This window comes from Algoriphagus pacificus (assembly GCF_017254845.1).
Classification (GTDB): Bacteria; Bacteroidota; Bacteroidia; order Cytophagales; family Cyclobacteriaceae; genus Algoriphagus; species Algoriphagus pacificus.
The window spans coordinates 69,454-87,189 of the sequence record NZ_JAFKCU010000003.1 but is presented as its reverse complement, the minus strand read 5'-3'; the positions used below and the strand labels follow the sequence as shown (position 1 = coordinate 87,189).

13 protein-coding genes are annotated in these 17,736 nt (G+C 38.7%); 7 read left to right on the top strand and 6 right to left on the bottom strand.

What is annotated here, in order from left to right:
* Nucleotides 1–14: 14 nt before the first annotated feature.
* Nucleotides 15–953 carry an Atu2307/SP_0267 family LLM class monooxygenase gene (locus J0A69_RS12875; RefSeq protein WP_317194876.1) on the bottom strand — a complete coding sequence of 313 codons (939 nt, stop codon included), beginning with the start codon at nt 951–953 and terminating at the stop codon, nt 15–17.
* 253 nt (nt 954–1,206) lie between these two features.
* On the opposite strand from J0A69_RS12875, the gene J0A69_RS12870 reads away from it, so the two are divergent.
* Nucleotides 1,207–2,433, top strand: a complete 1,227-nt coding sequence (locus J0A69_RS12870; protein ID WP_206587014.1) for a hypothetical protein — start codon at nt 1,207–1,209, stop codon at nt 2,431–2,433.
* A gap of 1 nt (nt 2,434) precedes the next feature.
* Here the strand turns inward: J0A69_RS12870 and J0A69_RS12865 are convergent, their stop codons facing one another.
* The 3 genes from J0A69_RS12865 to J0A69_RS12855 form a co-directional block, all read right to left on the bottom strand.
* On the bottom strand, nt 2,435–4,171 hold the full coding sequence (locus J0A69_RS12865; protein ID WP_206587013.1) for a discoidin domain-containing protein: 1,737 nt from the start codon (nt 4,169–4,171) through the stop codon (nt 2,435–2,437).
* A gap of 77 nt (nt 4,172–4,248) precedes the next feature.
* Complete coding sequence (gene msrB, locus J0A69_RS12860) at nt 4,249–4,692, bottom strand: peptide-methionine (R)-S-oxide reductase MsrB (protein ID WP_206587012.1); 444 nt, start codon at nt 4,690–4,692, stop codon at nt 4,249–4,251.
* Between the two features lie 49 nt (nt 4,693–4,741).
* The gene (locus J0A69_RS12855; protein WP_206587011.1) at nt 4,742–5,713 is read right to left on the bottom strand and encodes a polysaccharide deacetylase family protein; all 972 of its coding nucleotides are present in this window, start codon (nt 5,711–5,713) and stop codon (nt 4,742–4,744) included.
* 92 nt (nt 5,714–5,805) lie between these two features.
* Here J0A69_RS12855 and J0A69_RS12850 point away from each other — a divergent pair, with 92 nt between their 5' ends.
* The 5 genes from J0A69_RS12850 (at nt 5,806) to J0A69_RS12830 (ending at nt 8,711) form a co-directional block, all read left to right on the top strand.
* Nucleotides 5,806–6,585, top strand: a complete 780-nt coding sequence (locus J0A69_RS12850; protein WP_206587010.1) for a glycerophosphodiester phosphodiesterase — start codon at nt 5,806–5,808, stop codon at nt 6,583–6,585.
* 154 nt (nt 6,586–6,739) lie between these two features.
* A complete protein-coding gene (locus tag J0A69_RS12845; protein ID WP_206587009.1) occupies nt 6,740–7,156 on the top strand; it encodes a response regulator in 417 nt (138 codons plus the stop codon).
* 76 nt (nt 7,157–7,232) lie between these two features.
* A complete protein-coding gene (locus tag J0A69_RS12840) occupies nt 7,233–7,652 on the top strand; it encodes a hypothetical protein (RefSeq protein ID WP_206587008.1) in 420 nt (139 codons plus the stop codon).
* A 19-nt stretch (nt 7,653–7,671) separates the two neighbouring features.
* The gene (locus J0A69_RS12835) at nt 7,672–7,995 is read left to right on the top strand and encodes a hypothetical protein (protein ID WP_206587007.1); all 324 of its coding nucleotides are present in this window, start codon (nt 7,672–7,674) and stop codon (nt 7,993–7,995) included.
* 2 nt (nt 7,996–7,997) lie between these two features.
* Nucleotides 7,998–8,711 carry a LytR/AlgR family response regulator transcription factor gene (locus J0A69_RS12830; RefSeq protein WP_206587006.1) on the top strand — a complete coding sequence of 238 codons (714 nt, stop codon included), beginning with the start codon at nt 7,998–8,000 and terminating at the stop codon, nt 8,709–8,711.
* A gap of 16 nt (nt 8,712–8,727) precedes the next feature.
* On the opposite strand, the gene J0A69_RS12825 is transcribed toward J0A69_RS12830, so the two are convergent.
* Nucleotides 8,728–13,059, bottom strand: a complete 4,332-nt coding sequence (locus tag J0A69_RS12825; RefSeq protein ID WP_206587005.1) for a PAS domain S-box protein — start codon at nt 13,057–13,059, stop codon at nt 8,728–8,730.
* Nucleotides 13,060–13,469: 410 nt separating this feature from the next.
* Between J0A69_RS12825 and J0A69_RS12820 the strand changes: the two genes are divergently transcribed.
* A complete protein-coding gene (locus tag J0A69_RS12820) occupies nt 13,470–14,864 on the top strand; it encodes a sulfatase family protein (protein WP_206587004.1) in 1,395 nt (464 codons plus the stop codon).
* Nucleotides 14,865–14,957: 93 nt separating this feature from the next.
* On the opposite strand, the gene J0A69_RS12815 is transcribed toward J0A69_RS12820, so the two are convergent.
* Complete coding sequence (locus tag J0A69_RS12815) at nt 14,958–17,687, bottom strand: WD40/YVTN/BNR-like repeat-containing protein (RefSeq protein ID WP_236032871.1); 2,730 nt, start codon at nt 17,685–17,687, stop codon at nt 14,958–14,960.
* Nucleotides 17,688–17,736: the final 49 nt, after the last annotated feature.

Genomic DNA, 17,736 nt, shown 5'->3' with positions numbered 1-17,736 from the left:
GCACTCCTGATTTTCTATTTACCGACTTCCTTCCGAACAATCGGGGCAACTTCCTCACCAATCAAAAAAATCGACTCCATCAACTGTTCATGGCTCAAACCAGCATTATCCATCTGGAAAGTAAATCGTGAAATACCTCCCAAGGATTCAGAATGTCGCAGTATTTTTTCTGCCACTTCTTGCGGATCACCAATAACCAATGCTCCCGTCTTCCCCGTTTGGGCATAAAAATGATTCCATGTCACAGGAGGCCAACCTCTTTCTTTTCCGATTCTGGTAAATGTCTCTGCATAGCCAGGATAATAATTATCCAAAGCCAATTCTCTCGAATTACCGACATAGCCCAAGGAATGTAAGCCAACTTTCAAAATATCCTGACTATGCCCGGCTTTATCTCCTGCTTCTCGGTACAAATCAATCAATGGCCTAAATCTATGCGTTTCTCCACCGATCACTGCTACCATCAGGGGTAAGCCTAAGGCTCCAGCTCTAGCAAAAGAGCCCGGAGTGCCGCCAACACCCAACCAAATGGGAAGCTTTTTCTGAAAAGGTCTAGGGTAAATACTCTGGTTATTTAATGCAGGTCTAAATTGTCCTTGCCAGGTAACAGTTTCATTATCTCTGATCTGAAGCAATAGACCCAACTTTTCTGCGAAAAGTTTATCGTAATCATTCAGTTTAAGGCCAAAAAGAGGAAAAGCTTCTGTGAAGGATCCTCTACCAGCAACAATTTCGGCTCTTCCTTTGGAGATCAAGTCCAGAGTAGCGAATTCCTGAAAAACCCGAACTGGATCGGCTGCCGAAATCACTGATACTGCAGAGGTCAATTTGATGTTTTTCGTTCTTGCCGCAGCTGCTGCAAGAATAATTGCTGTGGCAGAGTCCAAAAATTCTTTTCTATGATGCTCTCCAATTCCAAATACATCTAAGCCAACTTGGTCGGCATGGACAATTCTCTCAAGCTATTGCTCTAAAGAATCCACACTTTTTTGCGCATCAATCTGAACATCTCCAGCCTCTGTAGCTGCAAAACTATCTATTCCTATTTCCATGGTTTTCCGAATTTCTGACTTAAAACCAGTTTTCTCCAAAATCAATTCCCTACTTCTCTATAAAAATTGAATTGAATATTAGTTAAAAATATTTAAGTCAATTTGCGGGCTTCTAATTTTCAATAGTTTTGAATTTAACTTTTTACCAAGGCTTATGATACAATCCAATCCCATCAAGCAGTTTGCTTTATATGCAATAGGTATTTATATCCTTCTTTATGGATTTCCTTTTCCTTTAAACCATGTGCCTTATGCCCATGAATTATTCTCTAAATATGCTTTAGCAGTTCAGGAAAAGTATATTCTCTTTTTTGGACATAGTATTTTGGGGATGGACAGTTTTGAGAAAATCCAAATGACGGGAAGTGGGGATACTACTTTTGATTATGTCCGAATTCCTGCTTTGTTTTCCCTTGCTCTCTTGATAGGATTGATTTTCTTCTTTATCAAGAAAACCAGAGCTAAAGCCGAACCCTTTTACCGAACTGCGTTGATCTATGCCAGATATTATGTTGGAATAACTCTGATTACCTATGGTGTCGCAAAATTCCTGGAAGGACAATTTCCGGGACCAAGTTTCTCTACCATGGAAACTACAATTGGCAACATCTCTCCTATGGGCTTGGCTTGGAGATTTTTTGGGTATTCTGATACCTATAAAATATTTATGGGGCTTGCAGAAGTCACAGCAGGTTTTTTACTTCTATTTAGAAGAACAGCCATTCTAGGGGCACTCGTATCCATTTCCGTTTGCCTGAATATTGTGTTGGTCAACTTTTCATTTGATGTACCTGTCAAACTGTTTTCCTCACACTTATTGCTCTTCTCGATCTTGGTTTTATTGCCTAAAGTCAAGCCAATTCTTGACTTCTTTATCCTACATAAGACCAGCACTTTGGGTGAATTCAAACCTCATTTTTCTAAAAAGAAACATAAGATTACTTGGTTGGTCATCAATCTGTTTATCATTGGTTATATCCCCATCACAATCATTTCAGGACACCTAATCAGCCAGCAGTATAGGACCATGAAAAATGATTGGGAAGGCTTGTATTACGGTTTTGATATTGATGCAAACCGAGCCTGGAACAAGCTGATGTTGGAAAAGAACTACATGATGCTACAATCAGAATACGGTCCTAAAGAATACTTTTCGATTCAGGAAATCAAAGAAGGAGGTGAAATCCTGATCAGAAATCAAGAGGATGAGAAAAAGCCTCATACTCTACATATCAAAGACCTAGGAAACGAACAGTTTGAAATTCTTCTAAAGCTTGGAGAAAAAGAGATTTTGGCGATTGGAAGTAAAAAAGACAAATCCAGTTACGAACTCGTCAAAAGAGGATTTCATTGGATCAATGAATATCCTTACAACCGCTGATCTATTGAACCTTTAAAACCTCTACTTTCTCACTTACTCCGTTTTCATTAATGGCTTCAATCGTGAAATAATAATCTTTCATGCGATCCATGGTTTTAAGCCAATACTCATTATTGCCAAGCACCATAATACTGGCATAAAGTTTATCAGGAGCTGTACCGTAATAGATGTTGTAGGCATAGGCATTATCCACTGGCTGCCATTTAAGAAAAGCACTTCTTTTGTCTTTCTCGGTTCTAAGCACTACAAATCCATTCACCTTTTCCGGCTTTTCTCCGGCCCCTTTTCCAAATACACGAAAACCGCTCAAGGCAAATTTACCAGTAGGCATGTGTATATTTTCCATGCGGACATACCTTGCTTGAACAGGATTTTTGAGTTCTACATAATCATGAGGAACATCTGTTTTATTGGCACTTTTATCCACCAAAACCTTCCAGTTTTTACCGTCAACAGAATACTTTAAGACATATTGATGGTACTGATCATTGTATTTACCCAGTCGATCATCCGCAACATCCTGATCAGCATAATTGATCTGTACCGCATTGACTGTACTTACCTCGCCTAAATCCGATTGGATCCATTCTCCAGCATCACCGGTTTTAGCAGACCAATAGGTTTTTAGATCCTCATCATTGGCTTTATTCGCAGTATAGCTCCCCAAAGTTGAGGAAACCTGTAAGGGTTTATCATAGTTCAGAAGCATCCAACCAGTAAATGCTCCAGGCTTATCCGAGGCCGGTAAATAGTGAGGATAATCCCCAAAAGCTGTATTGGCCCACATGACATCATCCTGATCAAAACCCGCTGGCCAGATTCCTAACCTTCTTTCGAAGGTATTTTTGACAGAGATCATAATCGTACTTACATGCCAGTAGTTTCCCTTATTATCCTGAAAGGTCGCACCATGACCAGCCCCTCTTGCAAAGCCACCGAGTTTCATACTCAATGGATCGGATTGTGGAGTAAATGGCCCCAAGGGGGAATCTCCCACAACTACTCCATCTGAATAACCGCTGAATTCAGTTCCCGGAGCTCCATATTGCAGGTAGTACTTTCCATTGTGCTTGGTCATATGTGCTCCTTCCATAAATGGATCTAGGAACGTATTATCCATATGTTCTCCAAAGCGTTGCCAACCATATCTCCATGGTTCCAATAGGTACATTTCCTTTCTGGTGCCAATAGGTTCTAAAGTTTTGGAATTCAATTCTATTCCATAAAGCGGATATCTATTCGAACTTCCATTGTACATATACAACCTGCTATCATCATCTGTGAAAAAATCAGGATCCCAACCTCCTATTTCAAATTTCTCTACTAAAGGTTTCCATTCATTTGCCAAAGGATCTGTACTCATCCAGATGGTAAAATCCTTTTCATAAGTAGAGCCCATAACAAGAACTGTATCCCCTTTTATTCCAACAGCAGGGGCACAAAGTTCATCGTAGACTTTATTCCAGGGATTCAAAAACAAGCGGGAATGAAATGTCCAGTTATACATATCCGGACTGGTCCAATAGCCCCATTGGTTGGTACTAAACAGAATATAATCTCCTTTGTAATTAACAATGACAGGATCTGCTGTGGCCCTGTGCCTTCCCCACTCAGAAAAATTAGGAATTGGAGTATAGCCATAATCCAGATTGATGGGATTGCAATACGTCAATTGCTGAGAAAAAAGAGGAAAGCTGCCTACAATCAAAAAGGCGAAGAGTAGAAGAAAACGGTTCATTTGGGCTGAATTAAACTTCTACAATATAATTAAAAGAAAAATCCCCTGAGAAGGACTCACAGGGGATCTAAAGCAATTTATATTTTTTTAAGTGCGACTGCATTGATACAATAGCGAAGTCCACTTGGCGCGGGACCATCTGGAAAAACATGTCCCAAATGTGCATCACAGACATTGCAAGTAGTCTCCACCCTCACCATTCCAAAACTGATATCCTTGGTATAGGCTACGTGATTGAGTTCTATTGGCTGTGTGAAACTAGGCCATCCTGTGCCGCTGTCAAACTTTACCGTAGAATCAAACAATTCAGTTCCACAGCAAACGCAGGCATATTTTCCCGGTTCAAAAAGATTACACATATCCGAGCTATGCGCTCTTTCAGTCCCTTTTTGTCTGGCAACTCTATATTCTTCAGGGCTCAATAAGGATTTCCACTCTGCATCCGTCTTTTCCACACGTTTTGGAGGTTCAGGATTTCCATTATTGGCATATTTGATTACATCATTCCAGTTGATCGTCATAGTTTTCTTTAATTTTTTGCAATGCTTTTTTAACAAAACTCCACCTCAATTAATTCTGGATTGCATCAAATTGTTTTTGAATACCTTCCAAACTAGGCTCTTTTCTCATCCAAATCATTGCCTCTTCTTGGTCTTTCATCCATCTATAAAACCAAGATACTCCCCATTTTTTATCGTAATAATTTGTTTGATGATATGCGGGGTCGGCTAATGCTTCCTCCACGCCCACAAAGTCATACCCCCTTTTTCCTAGTTCCTCAATTATCTTCGGCAAGTAAGCTTCGTTGATGGAATTATCATGGCAGAGATAAATTTGAGGAATCAACCTATTGTATTCTTCAAGCGATAGTGTTTCAAAGAATTCAAATAAAGCCAAGGTTTTAGACACATATTCTTCTCCAATTGAAACTGCCATTTGATGATCTCCTTTTTCAAGAAAATGCTCATATACAGAATTGAACATCCAGTCTGCACTTTCCACTGTAAAAGGCATGATTTCATAGCCCATTGATTCCAATTGGTCTCTAAAGGCCTTTTGTTGGATAGAATCTTTACCTAAATCATTGAAAGGGAAACGAAAGTATTTCAATTCTTTTCCAAAATGCTTTGCGAGCTCTCTGGATATCGCCTCCCCTTTTAAAACCTCCTCTTCCAATTGCTCTACAGTCAATTCAGAAGACCGGCTATGATTGAATGAATGATTTCCTAGTGTGATATAGGGTCTATCAGTCCATTCCATTAGGAGGGAAAAGTTTTTGGAAATAGAGTCGGTTTTATAGATCAATCCTTCAATAACAAAGATCGAAATGGGGATTTGGATAGAGTCCAATTTTTGAAGAAGTCCTGATTTGAAATCATCCTTTTGATACTTTTTGGTATTTGGGATATCGTCTATACTGATTGCTACCTTCTTTTGTGCGCAAACTGAAAAAGTAAGAAAAACACAAAGCAAAAAGGCAGATCCCATTTTCCAGTTAAAGGACTTTTCTGGGACTGTTAAAACTATACTCGAAATAGACATTTAAAATGAAGTTTATGTAAAGAAACCAAAAACAGGAAACCTTTTTCTATCTGAAAACCTATTTTTAGGGAAATAAAAATTGAATACAATCCATGAAGTCTTACCTCGCATTTTTCCTTTTAGCAATGCTCATTCAAACTCCCTTTAGTTTTGCTCAAAAATCTTTCCATAAAAACAAAGTGATAGCCCATCGAGGCGCATGGAAGGCGAATAGCCATCCTCAAAATAGCATTGCATCCCTTCAGGAAGCCGTGGCTTTAGGCTGTGAAGGATCTGAATTTGATGTTTGGATGACGGCGGATGGAGTCTTGGTGGTCAACCATGATGCAGACTTTATGGGAATGCCGATTGAAACGACTAGCTACGAGGAGTTGCTAAGTAAAAAACATGAAAATGGAGAAAAGCTATCAACTGTAGAAGAATACTTGGCAGCTGGAAAGAAGCAAAAAGGAACAAAATTGATTTTCGAGATCAAACCTTCCAAGATCTCAGTTGCTCGCTCGGAAGAAGTTGCAGAAAAATCAGTGAAAGCGGTAAAGAAAATGAAAGCACAGAAATGGGTCGATTATATCACTTTCAGTTATGAAGGAGGACTAAAAGCGATAGCCACTGATCCCAAAGCAAATGTAGCTTATCTCTCTGGCGACAAAAGTCCAGCAGAATTAAAAGAAGCTGGTTTCTTTGGTTTCGATTATAATATCGGAGTTTTAAAGAAAAACCCGCAATGGATCAAAGAAGCCAAAGAATTAGGACTAACAGTCAATGCATGGACAGTCAACAAAGAAGAAGATATGAAATGGCTGCTGGAAATGGGAACTGACTTTATAACCACAGACGAACCTGAATTATTACTCAGACTGGTCAATCAATAGGCATTTTCCACTCATTTATTGAAATGGCTTTCTCCGATTTTGGAGGAAGCCATTTTTTTTAAAAAACCATTCGTCGACAGGTAACTACAGTTCATCTATAGTTAATTCAATCTGGGCTTTGCAAGGCATTTTCTTTTTTAAAAGCTGGAGATATTTGAAAGAAAAAAAGGAATTGAAAATTTTATTCATTGATGACGACGCCGTAGAAAGACTGAGATTCAGCCAAACCCTGATGCTCTTGGATGTGAATGTGGATTTGGTAATGGCTGAAAATGGGTGGGATGCCATTCACCAGCTCATTAATCTTCAGGATTTACCGGATATCATCGTACATGACATCCATATGCCCGAAATGAATGGAATTGAGTTCCTAAGAAAAATAAAGGACGTGAATAAATTAAAGCATATCCCAAAGATTGCTTTCACCAGTTCAAGTAACAGCATGGAATTAAAATCCTGCCAAGAATTAGGAGTCAACAGTATTTTAATCAAACCTATTAAACCAGAAACTTATATAGAAACCATCAACCTATTAATCCAATACTGGAGCTTAAACTCCAGTAGACCTTGAAAAATCTTAAAAGGAGAGTAAGTTGTTTAACACCCCAGTTTTGCCCTACCTCCCTTACCAGTTCAATCAAAAACAAATGATTACTAAAAAGGACCTAATTATCACCTTTAACGGCTTAGCCAATGAAGACCAAATCATTGATAGCTACGATATGATCCAAAAAATCATGATTGAGCTGGTAGGGCAAAACGATTTTCTTTACAAAATCGACAATACACTTCCCCTGATAAACGGAGATCCAAAAAAGGTTGAGAAAATCTTTAGAAGCTTCATTTCCAATGCTTTAGAGCACTTCACAAGTCTTGAAGGTCAATTGCAAATAGTCCATATCAAAGATCCTAAATCTTGGATTTTTGCATTTGTAAAAGAGGTTGCAGATCCGGTTGAGGAGTTCAAGCAAAATAGATTGGTCGATTCGATTTCTGAGTTTACGCTAGCAATAGCCAAAAAAGTATTTAAGAATAAAGAAGACCTCTCTTTGTATATGGAGCTATAAAAACCAGCCAAATCAAACCATGGAAAATCCATCCTTAAATTATTTACAAAACCTGGCAAACGGTAATGATCAATTTAAGAGCAAAATTATCCAGCTTTTAATTGATGAACTGCCTCAAGAGTTTGAACGCTACAATCAAGCTATGGATTCCAAAAATTATTTTTGGGCATCTGAAATTGTGCATAAAATCAAACATAAGATCGCATTTTTCCAAATGGAGAAATCTTACCGGATCACTGAAGACCATGAGAACTCGCTTAGAGAGGGAAAACTAAAATATCAAGTGGAATTCATAGAAATCATAACTAAAATCCTTAATTTCCTACCTAATTGTAAAAACTAGGTATGAATTGTCTTATCGTTGATGACGAAAGTGTATCACGAGAAATTTTAACTTTTTTGTGTGAAAGAGAAACTGAATTAAATCTTGTCTCAAGTTTTTCGAATGCGATGGATGCATTCAGATTTTTGAATAAAGAAGATGTTGATTTAATCTTTCTGGATATACATATGCCTGATTTTACAGGTTTTGATTTTATCCAAACACTCAAAAACCCTCCCCTAATCATTATTACTACCTCTGATCAGGAGTCTGCTCTCAAAGCATTTGAATTTGAGTCGATAATTGATTTTCTCAGGAAACCTATCGATCCAGATCGATTTAAAAAATCTGTGCAAAAGGCGAATAAAATCTTATCAGAAGGCAAAAAAGGAAGTTCAAATACTTCGAATACCAGTACCAGTACCCCACATCATTTTTTTATCAACATTGATAAACGATTGATAAAAATCAATGCCGATGAAGTAAATCTAATAGAGGCAAAAGGAGATTATATTGATCTGTTTACTGAAAAAGAAACCTTCCATGTGCATACGACCTTGAGTAAGATTTTTGAAAAATTACCCCAAGATTCTTTCTTCCAAGTTCATCGTTCCTATATTATCAACTTGAATAAAATAATTGATATCCAGGACAATACTATTCTGATTCAGAAATCGGTAATCCCTATTAGCAGATCCAAAAGAGCAGACTTAATGAAAAGGATCAATTTGATTTAAATTGATCCTTTTCTTGTTATTCCTGGTCCATAATCAAATCCAAAAGCATAAGGATTTCAATCTTGATTTCTTCAAAGCGATGATTTAAATCTGCCTCATCAAACTCCTTAAGTACTTCTATTCTTGCAGCCATTTTGGCTAGGACATCCATACCAGAGGATACTGCTGTTCCATATAATTTATGGGCTACTTCTTTTACCGCAACTAGATCTTTTGCAGCGATAGTTTCCATTAATCCTGAAAGAGAACCTTTCAATTCCTTTTTGACCAAAGTAAGAATATTTGCCAAAGCAGCCTTATCTCCATCCACATAGGCATTCAGCTTTTCTTCATCGTAGTGAACCAAATCTTTGATTACCTGCTTATCTGAAGGATTTTTACCATCCCTTGATTTGTTGAATAACCAATTTTTAAATACCTCTTCAATATTTTTTTCCACTACTGGTTTCACCATAAAATCATTCATTCCTGCTGCCAGACATTTTTCCCGTTCGCCTTTCACATTTCCAGCAGTTAAAGCAATGATTGGAATAGCACCGAAATTTTTCAGATCTCTGATACTCCCTGTAGCCTCATAGCCATTCATGACCGGCATTTGCACATCCATAAAGATGATATCTGGAATTTGCGTCTTACATAACTCCAATGCCTCCAAACCATTTTTGGCTTTTAGCAAGGTTACATTAGGTATCAATCTTTTAATGATGGTCTCAGCCAAAAGCATATTGACCAGATTGTCCTCCGCAACCAGCACAGTAAACTCCTCTCTTTCAACTTTTGAAATAACCTCTTCTTCCTCCACCAATGTATTTACCTCATGTATTCTAGACAGGGCATGGTACAGTTCATGAAGTTTAAGTGGTTTGATCAAGCGATGCCTCACTCCTAATTCTTTGCATGCCTGTTGAATCTTTTGATCATCAGAAGAACTATGGAGCAAAAGAATTGGCATCTCTTCCAGATTCTCACTGAATATCTCTCTGATTTTTCGGATCGTCTCTATTCCATTCATATATGGCATGTGATAATCCATGAGAATTACATCAAACTTCTCACCTTTTGTAAGGATTTGAAGGGCTTCAAATCCATTAGTGGCTTCAATGGTATGTATGTTTTTGAGCAACAACATTTGATTGACAATCAGTCGATTGTTGTCATTATCATCTACTATCAATACATTTTTGATTTGGTCCACATCGACCCAATCTATCTCATCACCTTGCTCAGTCTGGAAAGTCACATCAAAGAAGAATGTACTTCCTTTCCCAAGTTCGGATTTCAATTGGAGCTTACTGCCCATCAAACCAAGAAGTCGATTGGAAATTGTAAGACCTAAACCCGTACCTCCGTACTTTTTGGTGGTTGAGCTATCTTCCTGAGAGAAAGCCTCAAAAATCTTATCCTGCTTTTCTGCTTTAATACCAATCCCGGTATCTCTAACCGAGAAACGAAGGGTATTGAAATCACCTTTAGATTTAAGGTTTTCTATTTTAAGTTCAATCTCTCCTTTCTCTGTGAATTTGGCAGAATTCCCTAATAGATTGACCAAAATCTGCTTCAGCCTAACAGCATCCGCATAAATAAACCTTGGTAAATCTGGACTGATATTCAACAACATTTCAAGTCCCTTATTTTGAACCTGATAAGTAATGATATCCGTTGCTTGGGAACACATTTCATAGAGATCGGATTTCTCAATATCCAACTCCAGTTTTCCTGCCTCAATTTTAGAGAAATCCAGGATATCGTTGATAATTCCCAGCAAAGCTGTACCGCTTTGATTTACGATAGAAAGGTATTGATACTGGGTCTCATTCAATTTGGTCTTTAAAACCAAATCTGTAAAGCCAATAACTCCATTTAGTGGTGTCCGTATTTCATGACTCATATTGGCCAAAAATTCCGACTTTGCTTTGCTAGCTTCCTCAGCTGCTTCTTTGGCTTGTTTTAATTCTTCGCGCTGCGAAATCAATGGCGTAATATTCTGTGTAAAAGCCATCATCCCACCTATTTCTCCGTTGTAGAGATACCAGGGACGCATTTCCCAAGAAAGAAACCATGGTTCTGATTCGCCAGGAAACTGGATTTTTTCTTCTTCCCGAATCAAAACCTCTCCTTTCAGAACTCTATCGTAATTTGCTTTTCTTTCTTCATTAATCACGGCTTTGAACAGGTCATAGTGAGATTTACCTATGACATTTTCTGCCTTCATTTTATACTCTTCCTGCCATCTGTTGCTGACAGCTATATAGTTCATGTTTTTGTCCAGCATAGAAACAGCAGCGGGTGTATGCTCCACAAATGCAGCTAGACGGCTTTTCTCATTGATTAAATCAATTTCTATATTTCGCTTTTCAGTGATATCCAGGGCAATACCTAAATACCCTATTATTTGATTTTCTTCATCCCGAATCGGTGTCACTACCAAAGAAACTAGACGTTCCCTTCCATCTTTTCCGATATAAGTCCAGTCTTTTTGATCAGAACCATCTCGATCCGCTTTGGCATTAAAAACCCTAAAGCCTTCGATTTTATAACCAAATTCTTCAGTTAATTTCTGTCCGTATTCCTCTATTTCCTGTTGGGAATGAATGATTCTAGGGGTGTGTTTTCCAATAAGTTCCTCCGCTTTGTAGCCAAGCAATTTTTCAGCTCCTTTGTTGAATACTGTTATCAATCCATTCACATCGGTTGCGATGATACTTACCTCTGAACTGGCATTAAATACATCATCCAACAGTCTTTTAGCTCGGTTTGCTTCCAGCTCAGTTTTCTTTTCCTTGTCTATATCCTGGAAAGTCCCAAATACACGGGTGCAGACTCCATTTTTAAATTCGGCTTGCCCGATTGCTCTAACCCAAATTTCATTTCCCAAATAGGTAACAATTTGCAAATCAAGATTCCATGGCTTCCCTTCAGAAATAGCCAATCCCACAGCCTCAGAAATCTTCTCTCTACTTTCTCCTTCTTTATAAAAATTGATTCCTTTCTCTAATTCTGGTACATAATCCTCAGGAACCTCATGGATATTTCTGGTCATAGGGCTCCAGAATATTTTTTGTTGAATTGGATCAAGACTCCAACCTCCAACTCTGGCTACTTTACCGGTTTCTTCGAGAATTTCTTTTGTTTCCTTTAGTTCCTTCTCTAGCTTGGCTCTCTTGGTAATGTCAATCGCATTACCAATAACATAATAGGACCCATCCAAATCACTTTTTTCAAGAACATTATTGAATAGCCAGGTTCGAATTGAGCCATCCTTATGCATTGTAAGCATTTGTCCACTTGCTCTACCTTCCGCTTGAATCCCTTTGAGATATCCTTTTAATTCAAAATGCCTGTCTTGCGGAACAATGTCAAACAAACTGAGCTGCATGACTTCTTCTGCCGTATAGCCCAAAATCCCTGCTCCGGAAGAATTTACTGACAGAAAATTACCCCCCATATCATGAGTACACATGAGCCCTTGGGAATTTTCAAAAAATACGCGGAGCTTTTGCTCACTTTCAATAAGTTTTATTTCCCTTTTTCTCTCCTCAGTCATATCTCTTCCAATGGCAAAAATTGTCCCCGATTCAGGCTCAGGAGAGGCTGTCCACTGAATAAATTTAAAAGAACCTGTCGTAGTTTTAAACCTTACAATAAAATTGATGGTCGGAATACCCTCCGAAAGTTTTTGAATTTCAAGGCTTGTCTTTTCTATATCCTCAGGATGTATATAATTGAAAAACGTCTCATTTAACAATACATCGCTTTCCCAACCTAGGATTTTTTGGAAAGAAGGGTTTATTTTTTTGAAGTAGCCATCACTACCAGCCAAGCAAACCAGGTCTGAAGACAGTTGAAAAATCTTTTCAAAATGTCGGAGGTCTACATTCTTTTTTCTGTCATAAAGCAAACTGACAATTCCTCCTGAAAGGATTTTCAATCCCATCATTTGATCCGCAGATAAATCAGATTTCTTCTTGAGGAGAATTACAATGGCGCCAAAGAGATTTCCAAACTCATCTTTTATTGGACAGGCAGCAAGTAGAGAGATATCATGAGATAATAGCTCCTTGGGAAAATCAGAATCAGCCTGATTCAGGATCCAAAAATCATTCTTATTTAAATTCGAATAGTTTAAAAAAAACAAGTCTCCAAGGGAAGTAAAATCACCTTCTATCTGGGACTTGATCCAGACTCTATCTTTATCATAAAAGAATATCAGAGAACTTGCCCCCTCGCCCAAAATACTGGCAAGCTTTGCGATCCCATTTAATTCCGTTTCATTTTCATTGTTTAGGACATGAAATTCATGGAGTAAGTTCAAACTTTTAGAAAAGTCTGCGGGGCTGTTTCCTATCATCAAATTTTATTATTTAAAGCAGGTCCCAAAGTACTTAGAAACTAGTAGTTGATTTGGGACCATTGTGCAAAATATAACGCAAACCCTAATATAAAAAGCATGTCATTTTGAGTCTTAATTCAGAACAAGTCTTTAATAGACATCAAATGAATTTCACTGGGTAAATGCACTTTTATACATACAGGAATAGGTATTTAATCCTTTTTACCATTTCAAAAAAATTATATTCAGAATGATTAAAAAAATCCATTGACAATTTTCTAGCTGTAAAAGGGATTCTTTAAACCATAATTTTTGATTCAAATTCAATTCCTTTTCAATAGATTCTTTAATTTAAGAAAAAAGGAATTAGCTCTTTCTATTTTAAAGAAACGATCTATTCAATAGCTTTCAATACACCCAAATACGCCATGAAAACAACCTTGAAATACTTGATAGCCATTTTACTTTTTGGGCTGCTTTTTCATTCTTCTTTTGCCCAAAACCAAAAACCTAATTTCATCATCATCTTTACTGACGATCAAGGTTATGGGGATGTGGGTGTTTTTGGACATCCGACTATCAAAACCCCAAATCTTGATCAAATGGCGATGGAGGGTCAAAAATGGACCAACTTTTACGTTGCTGCCAATGTTTGTACTCCCAGCAGATCGGCGATCATGACGGGAAGACTTCCGGTAAGAACAGGCATGTTTAGCAATAAAAGAAGGGTGCTTTTTCCGGATTCTGATGGAGGACTACCTGCTTCTGAAAACACCATTGCCAAGCTTTTAAAAGGTTCAGGTTATTCTACTGCTGCCATAGGCAAATGGCATTTGGGACATCTACCTCCCTACTTGCCCACCAGCCATGGCTTTGATTCCTATTTTGGGATTCCTTACAGCAATGATATGGACCGAGTCAATGATGTGGAGGCTAAAGAGGCATTTGCCTCACCGAAATATCAATATTTCAATGTGCCTTTGATGCGAAATGAAAGTATAGTGGAAAGGCCAGCAAATCAGAATACCATCACGAAGCGATACACCGAAGAGGCAGTCAAACTCATCAAAGAAAATAAAGAAAATCCCTTTTTTATTTATCTGGCCCATTCCTTGCCCCATGTTCCTTTATTCGCAAGTGAGCAATATTTAGGTAGTAGCGAAAGAGGACTCTATGGGGACGTAATTGAAGAAATCGATTGGAGTGTGGGTCAGATCCTGAATACTTTAAAACAAGAAGGTTTGGATCAAAACACCTATGTGGTTTTTACCTCTGATAATGGGCCTTGGTTGGTTTACAATGAACAAGGAGGAAGCAGCGGTAGCCTTTTTGGTGGCAAAGGAACCAGCTATGAAGGAGGTGTGCGAGTGCCAACCATCATTTGGGGACCAGGTAATGTTAAGCCTGGGGTGGTATCAAAAATAGGAAGCACCTTAGACTTGTTGCCTACCTTTTGCAGCCTTTCCAATACCGAAAAACCCAATGATAGAATTTACGATGGTTTTGACTTAAGTCCTGTTCTGGCAGGAAAGGATGAAACTCCCCGAAATGAAATGTTTTATTATCATGGAGATAGACTTTTTGCAGCTAGAAAGGGAGACTACAAGCTCTATTTTTATAAAAACAATCCTCTAGGATATCCTGCCAAAGTTGAAAAACTGGATACTTTGAAGCTTTATAACCTGGCTCATGATCCATCCGAGCGTTTTGATATTGCAGCAGAAAATGCAGCTGTAATTGCTGAGATCCAGGAATTAATCGCAGTTCACCAATCCAATCTGGTCATGGGAGCAACCCAATTGGAAAAGGTAATTGAAAAATAAAATCGGTAGTGAGTTTTAGAAATTGTTTTGGTTAGCTTAAGACAAAAAAGCCCGAGCTATGAATACAGCTCGGGCTTTTTGAGTATTAGGATATTAATTTCCGCTCCAGTAATCTTTCATGACAATTGCCTCTTTTGAAACAGTTTTGCCATTCATTTCTACTTGAACTTTGTAAGTTCCAGGACCTACTGTTCGGCTTAGGTATTTCATACCTTCCATTCTTCTTTGGATGTCATCTTCTTCCATTCCAAAGCTTCTAAATCGTTCCGCCATTTGATCCAATTCCTTCTGGGATCTTTCTCCGGTAACCTCCTGGAATCTCCAATTGAAGGTGTTCAAACCAGCTTTGGCATCCATTTCAGTTTTATAGATTTCCTTAGCTCCTCTGAAAACTTTGACAGTCGCTTTCCCTGCAGATTTAGCATTGAAATGAACATGAGTTCCTGGTGCTCTGCTTTCTCCATTGAAATTAGTAGAAGCCGTCACATTACTCAATTCACCTGCGTATTGAACAGCTGGTTGAATATCAAACAAAGTCAAATCAGCATTCATTACATCTGCACTCATTCCTTGAAGTGGAGCAATATCAGCAATGAAAATTCCTCTACCATGAGTGGCTACGACCAATTCATTATCTCTAGGGTGAATAACCATATCATAAGCTGGATTAACAGGCATATTGGTCATAAACTTCGTCCAGTTCTTACCACCATCAATGCTGGCGAAAGTACCCAATTCAGTTCCCACAAAAAGAAGGTCAGGATTCTTATGATCCTCACGAATTACATTAACACCTGCTGGAGGAATACCAGCTGCTATTGAAGTCCAAGTTTTACCCCAGTCGGTAGTCTTGTATAAATAAGAAGTAAAATCATCTCTTCTCATGCCATTGAAGGCAACATAAGCTGTTCCTGGATAATGGGCAGAAGCTTCCACTCGAGTCACCCAATACTCAGGATTATTCGGAATGTTCTCATTTAATAAGGTCCAGGTTTTTCCTCCATCTTTAGTCATCTGCACGTTACCGTCATCTGTTCCTGCCCAAAGTTCTTTTGGATCCAATGGAGATTCCTCTAAAGTAGTGATGGTACCGTACTGAATATTACCTGTTCCATTTTGCTTTAAAGTATCATTCTTAGAAAGATCAGGACTGATTTCCTCCCAGTTTTCACCTCTGAAACTAGATCTCAAGACTTTGTTGCCTGCATGATAAATCACATCTGCATCGTGCGCAGATACTACAATTGGTGAGTTCCAGTTCCAACGCATATTTCTTGCGCCTTCGTATCGGATACTTTTCGAATCTCCGGTTTCCAAATCCATTCGCTGAATCGGGCCAAACTGTGATTCATTATATAAATATCTATTGTTAGTTCGGTCAACCACATTATACATTCCATCTCCACCACCAACTCGCTGCCAAGCTTCAAATGGAATAGAGCTTCCATCTTTCATAGAGCTAGGACCTCTCACGGATCCATTATCCTGAAGTCCACCATATACATTGTATGGGGAAGCCATATCCACATCTACAGCATAGAATTGAGCCAAAGGCAATTCATCTGGATGATACCAGGTTTTACCTGCATCATAGGTTATACCCATACCGTGATCATAGCCCAAAAGCATGTGCTCTGAGTCAGCAGGATCTATCCACATCGCATGATTATCACCACCGAATCTAAATGGCGAACCCCAATTTGCTCCTCCATCTTTGGTTTCCCAAACACGAATACCCAAAACATATGCATGATCTTCATCATTAGGATCGACAATTACCTGCTGGTAATAATATGATGGTGCTCCTCCGATATCCTCTCCATCTGGGCTGATTTTTCTCCAGCTTTCCCCTCCATCATCTGATCTGTACATTTCTGTACCGACTACTTTTTGTCCTTTGCCTAATGGAATACCCACTTCCAGCATTCTTCTTCTTTCCTCTGTAGAAACACCTTCTACATTCACATTCTCTACATTGGCATAGACCACTTTGGGATTTCCAGGAGCATAAGCCACTCCTATTCTACCCAAAAATCCTCCTGGAAGACCATTCTCAAGCTTTTTCCAGGTTTTACCTGCATCGGTAGATTTGTAAATCGCACTTCCCTCTCCACCTTCGTTGAAAGTCCAAGGACGTCTGATTTTATCATAAGCTGCAGCAATCAGAATATTGGGATCATCAGGACTCATGCTGATATCTACAACACCTACGTCTTTGCCATCCTCTTTTTTAACTTCCAAAACTTTCGCCCAAGTCTTTCCTCCATCGGTGGTTTTATAAACACCTCTTTCAGAATTATCTGAATACAATTTGCCCAACGCAGCAACATATACTACATCTGAGTTGCTTGGGTCAATGACGATTCTTCCAATGTGATGCGTCTCCGGCAAACCCATGTTTTTCCAGGTTTTACCTGCATCTGTGGATTTGTAGATACCATCTCCCCAATAGGAACTTCTAGAATTATTTGCCTCGCCTGAACCAACCCAGATTACGTCTGGATTTTTCTGATCAACGGCAACCGATCCGATGGAAATCACCGACTCATTATCAAAAATCGGAGTCCATGACTGTCCATTATTGATTGATTTCCAAAGACCGCCTGAAGCAGTGGCTGCATAAATTACCTTGGTGGAATTTGCTACAACGGCAAATTCCACATAGCGACCGCCTTGTCTAGTGGGACCGATCTCCCTGAATTTGATTGCCTTGACCACTTGGTCAGGAATTTTCTGTGCCTGGGCATTTGGAAGTCCAACTGCCGAAAGCAGCAGACCCATAGCCAAAAAGCCCTTTAATTTTTTTGTAGTTTGATTGATCATAGAATTAAGGTTGTGTCACTTAAATTAAGGGAAAAAGCAAGCACCACAA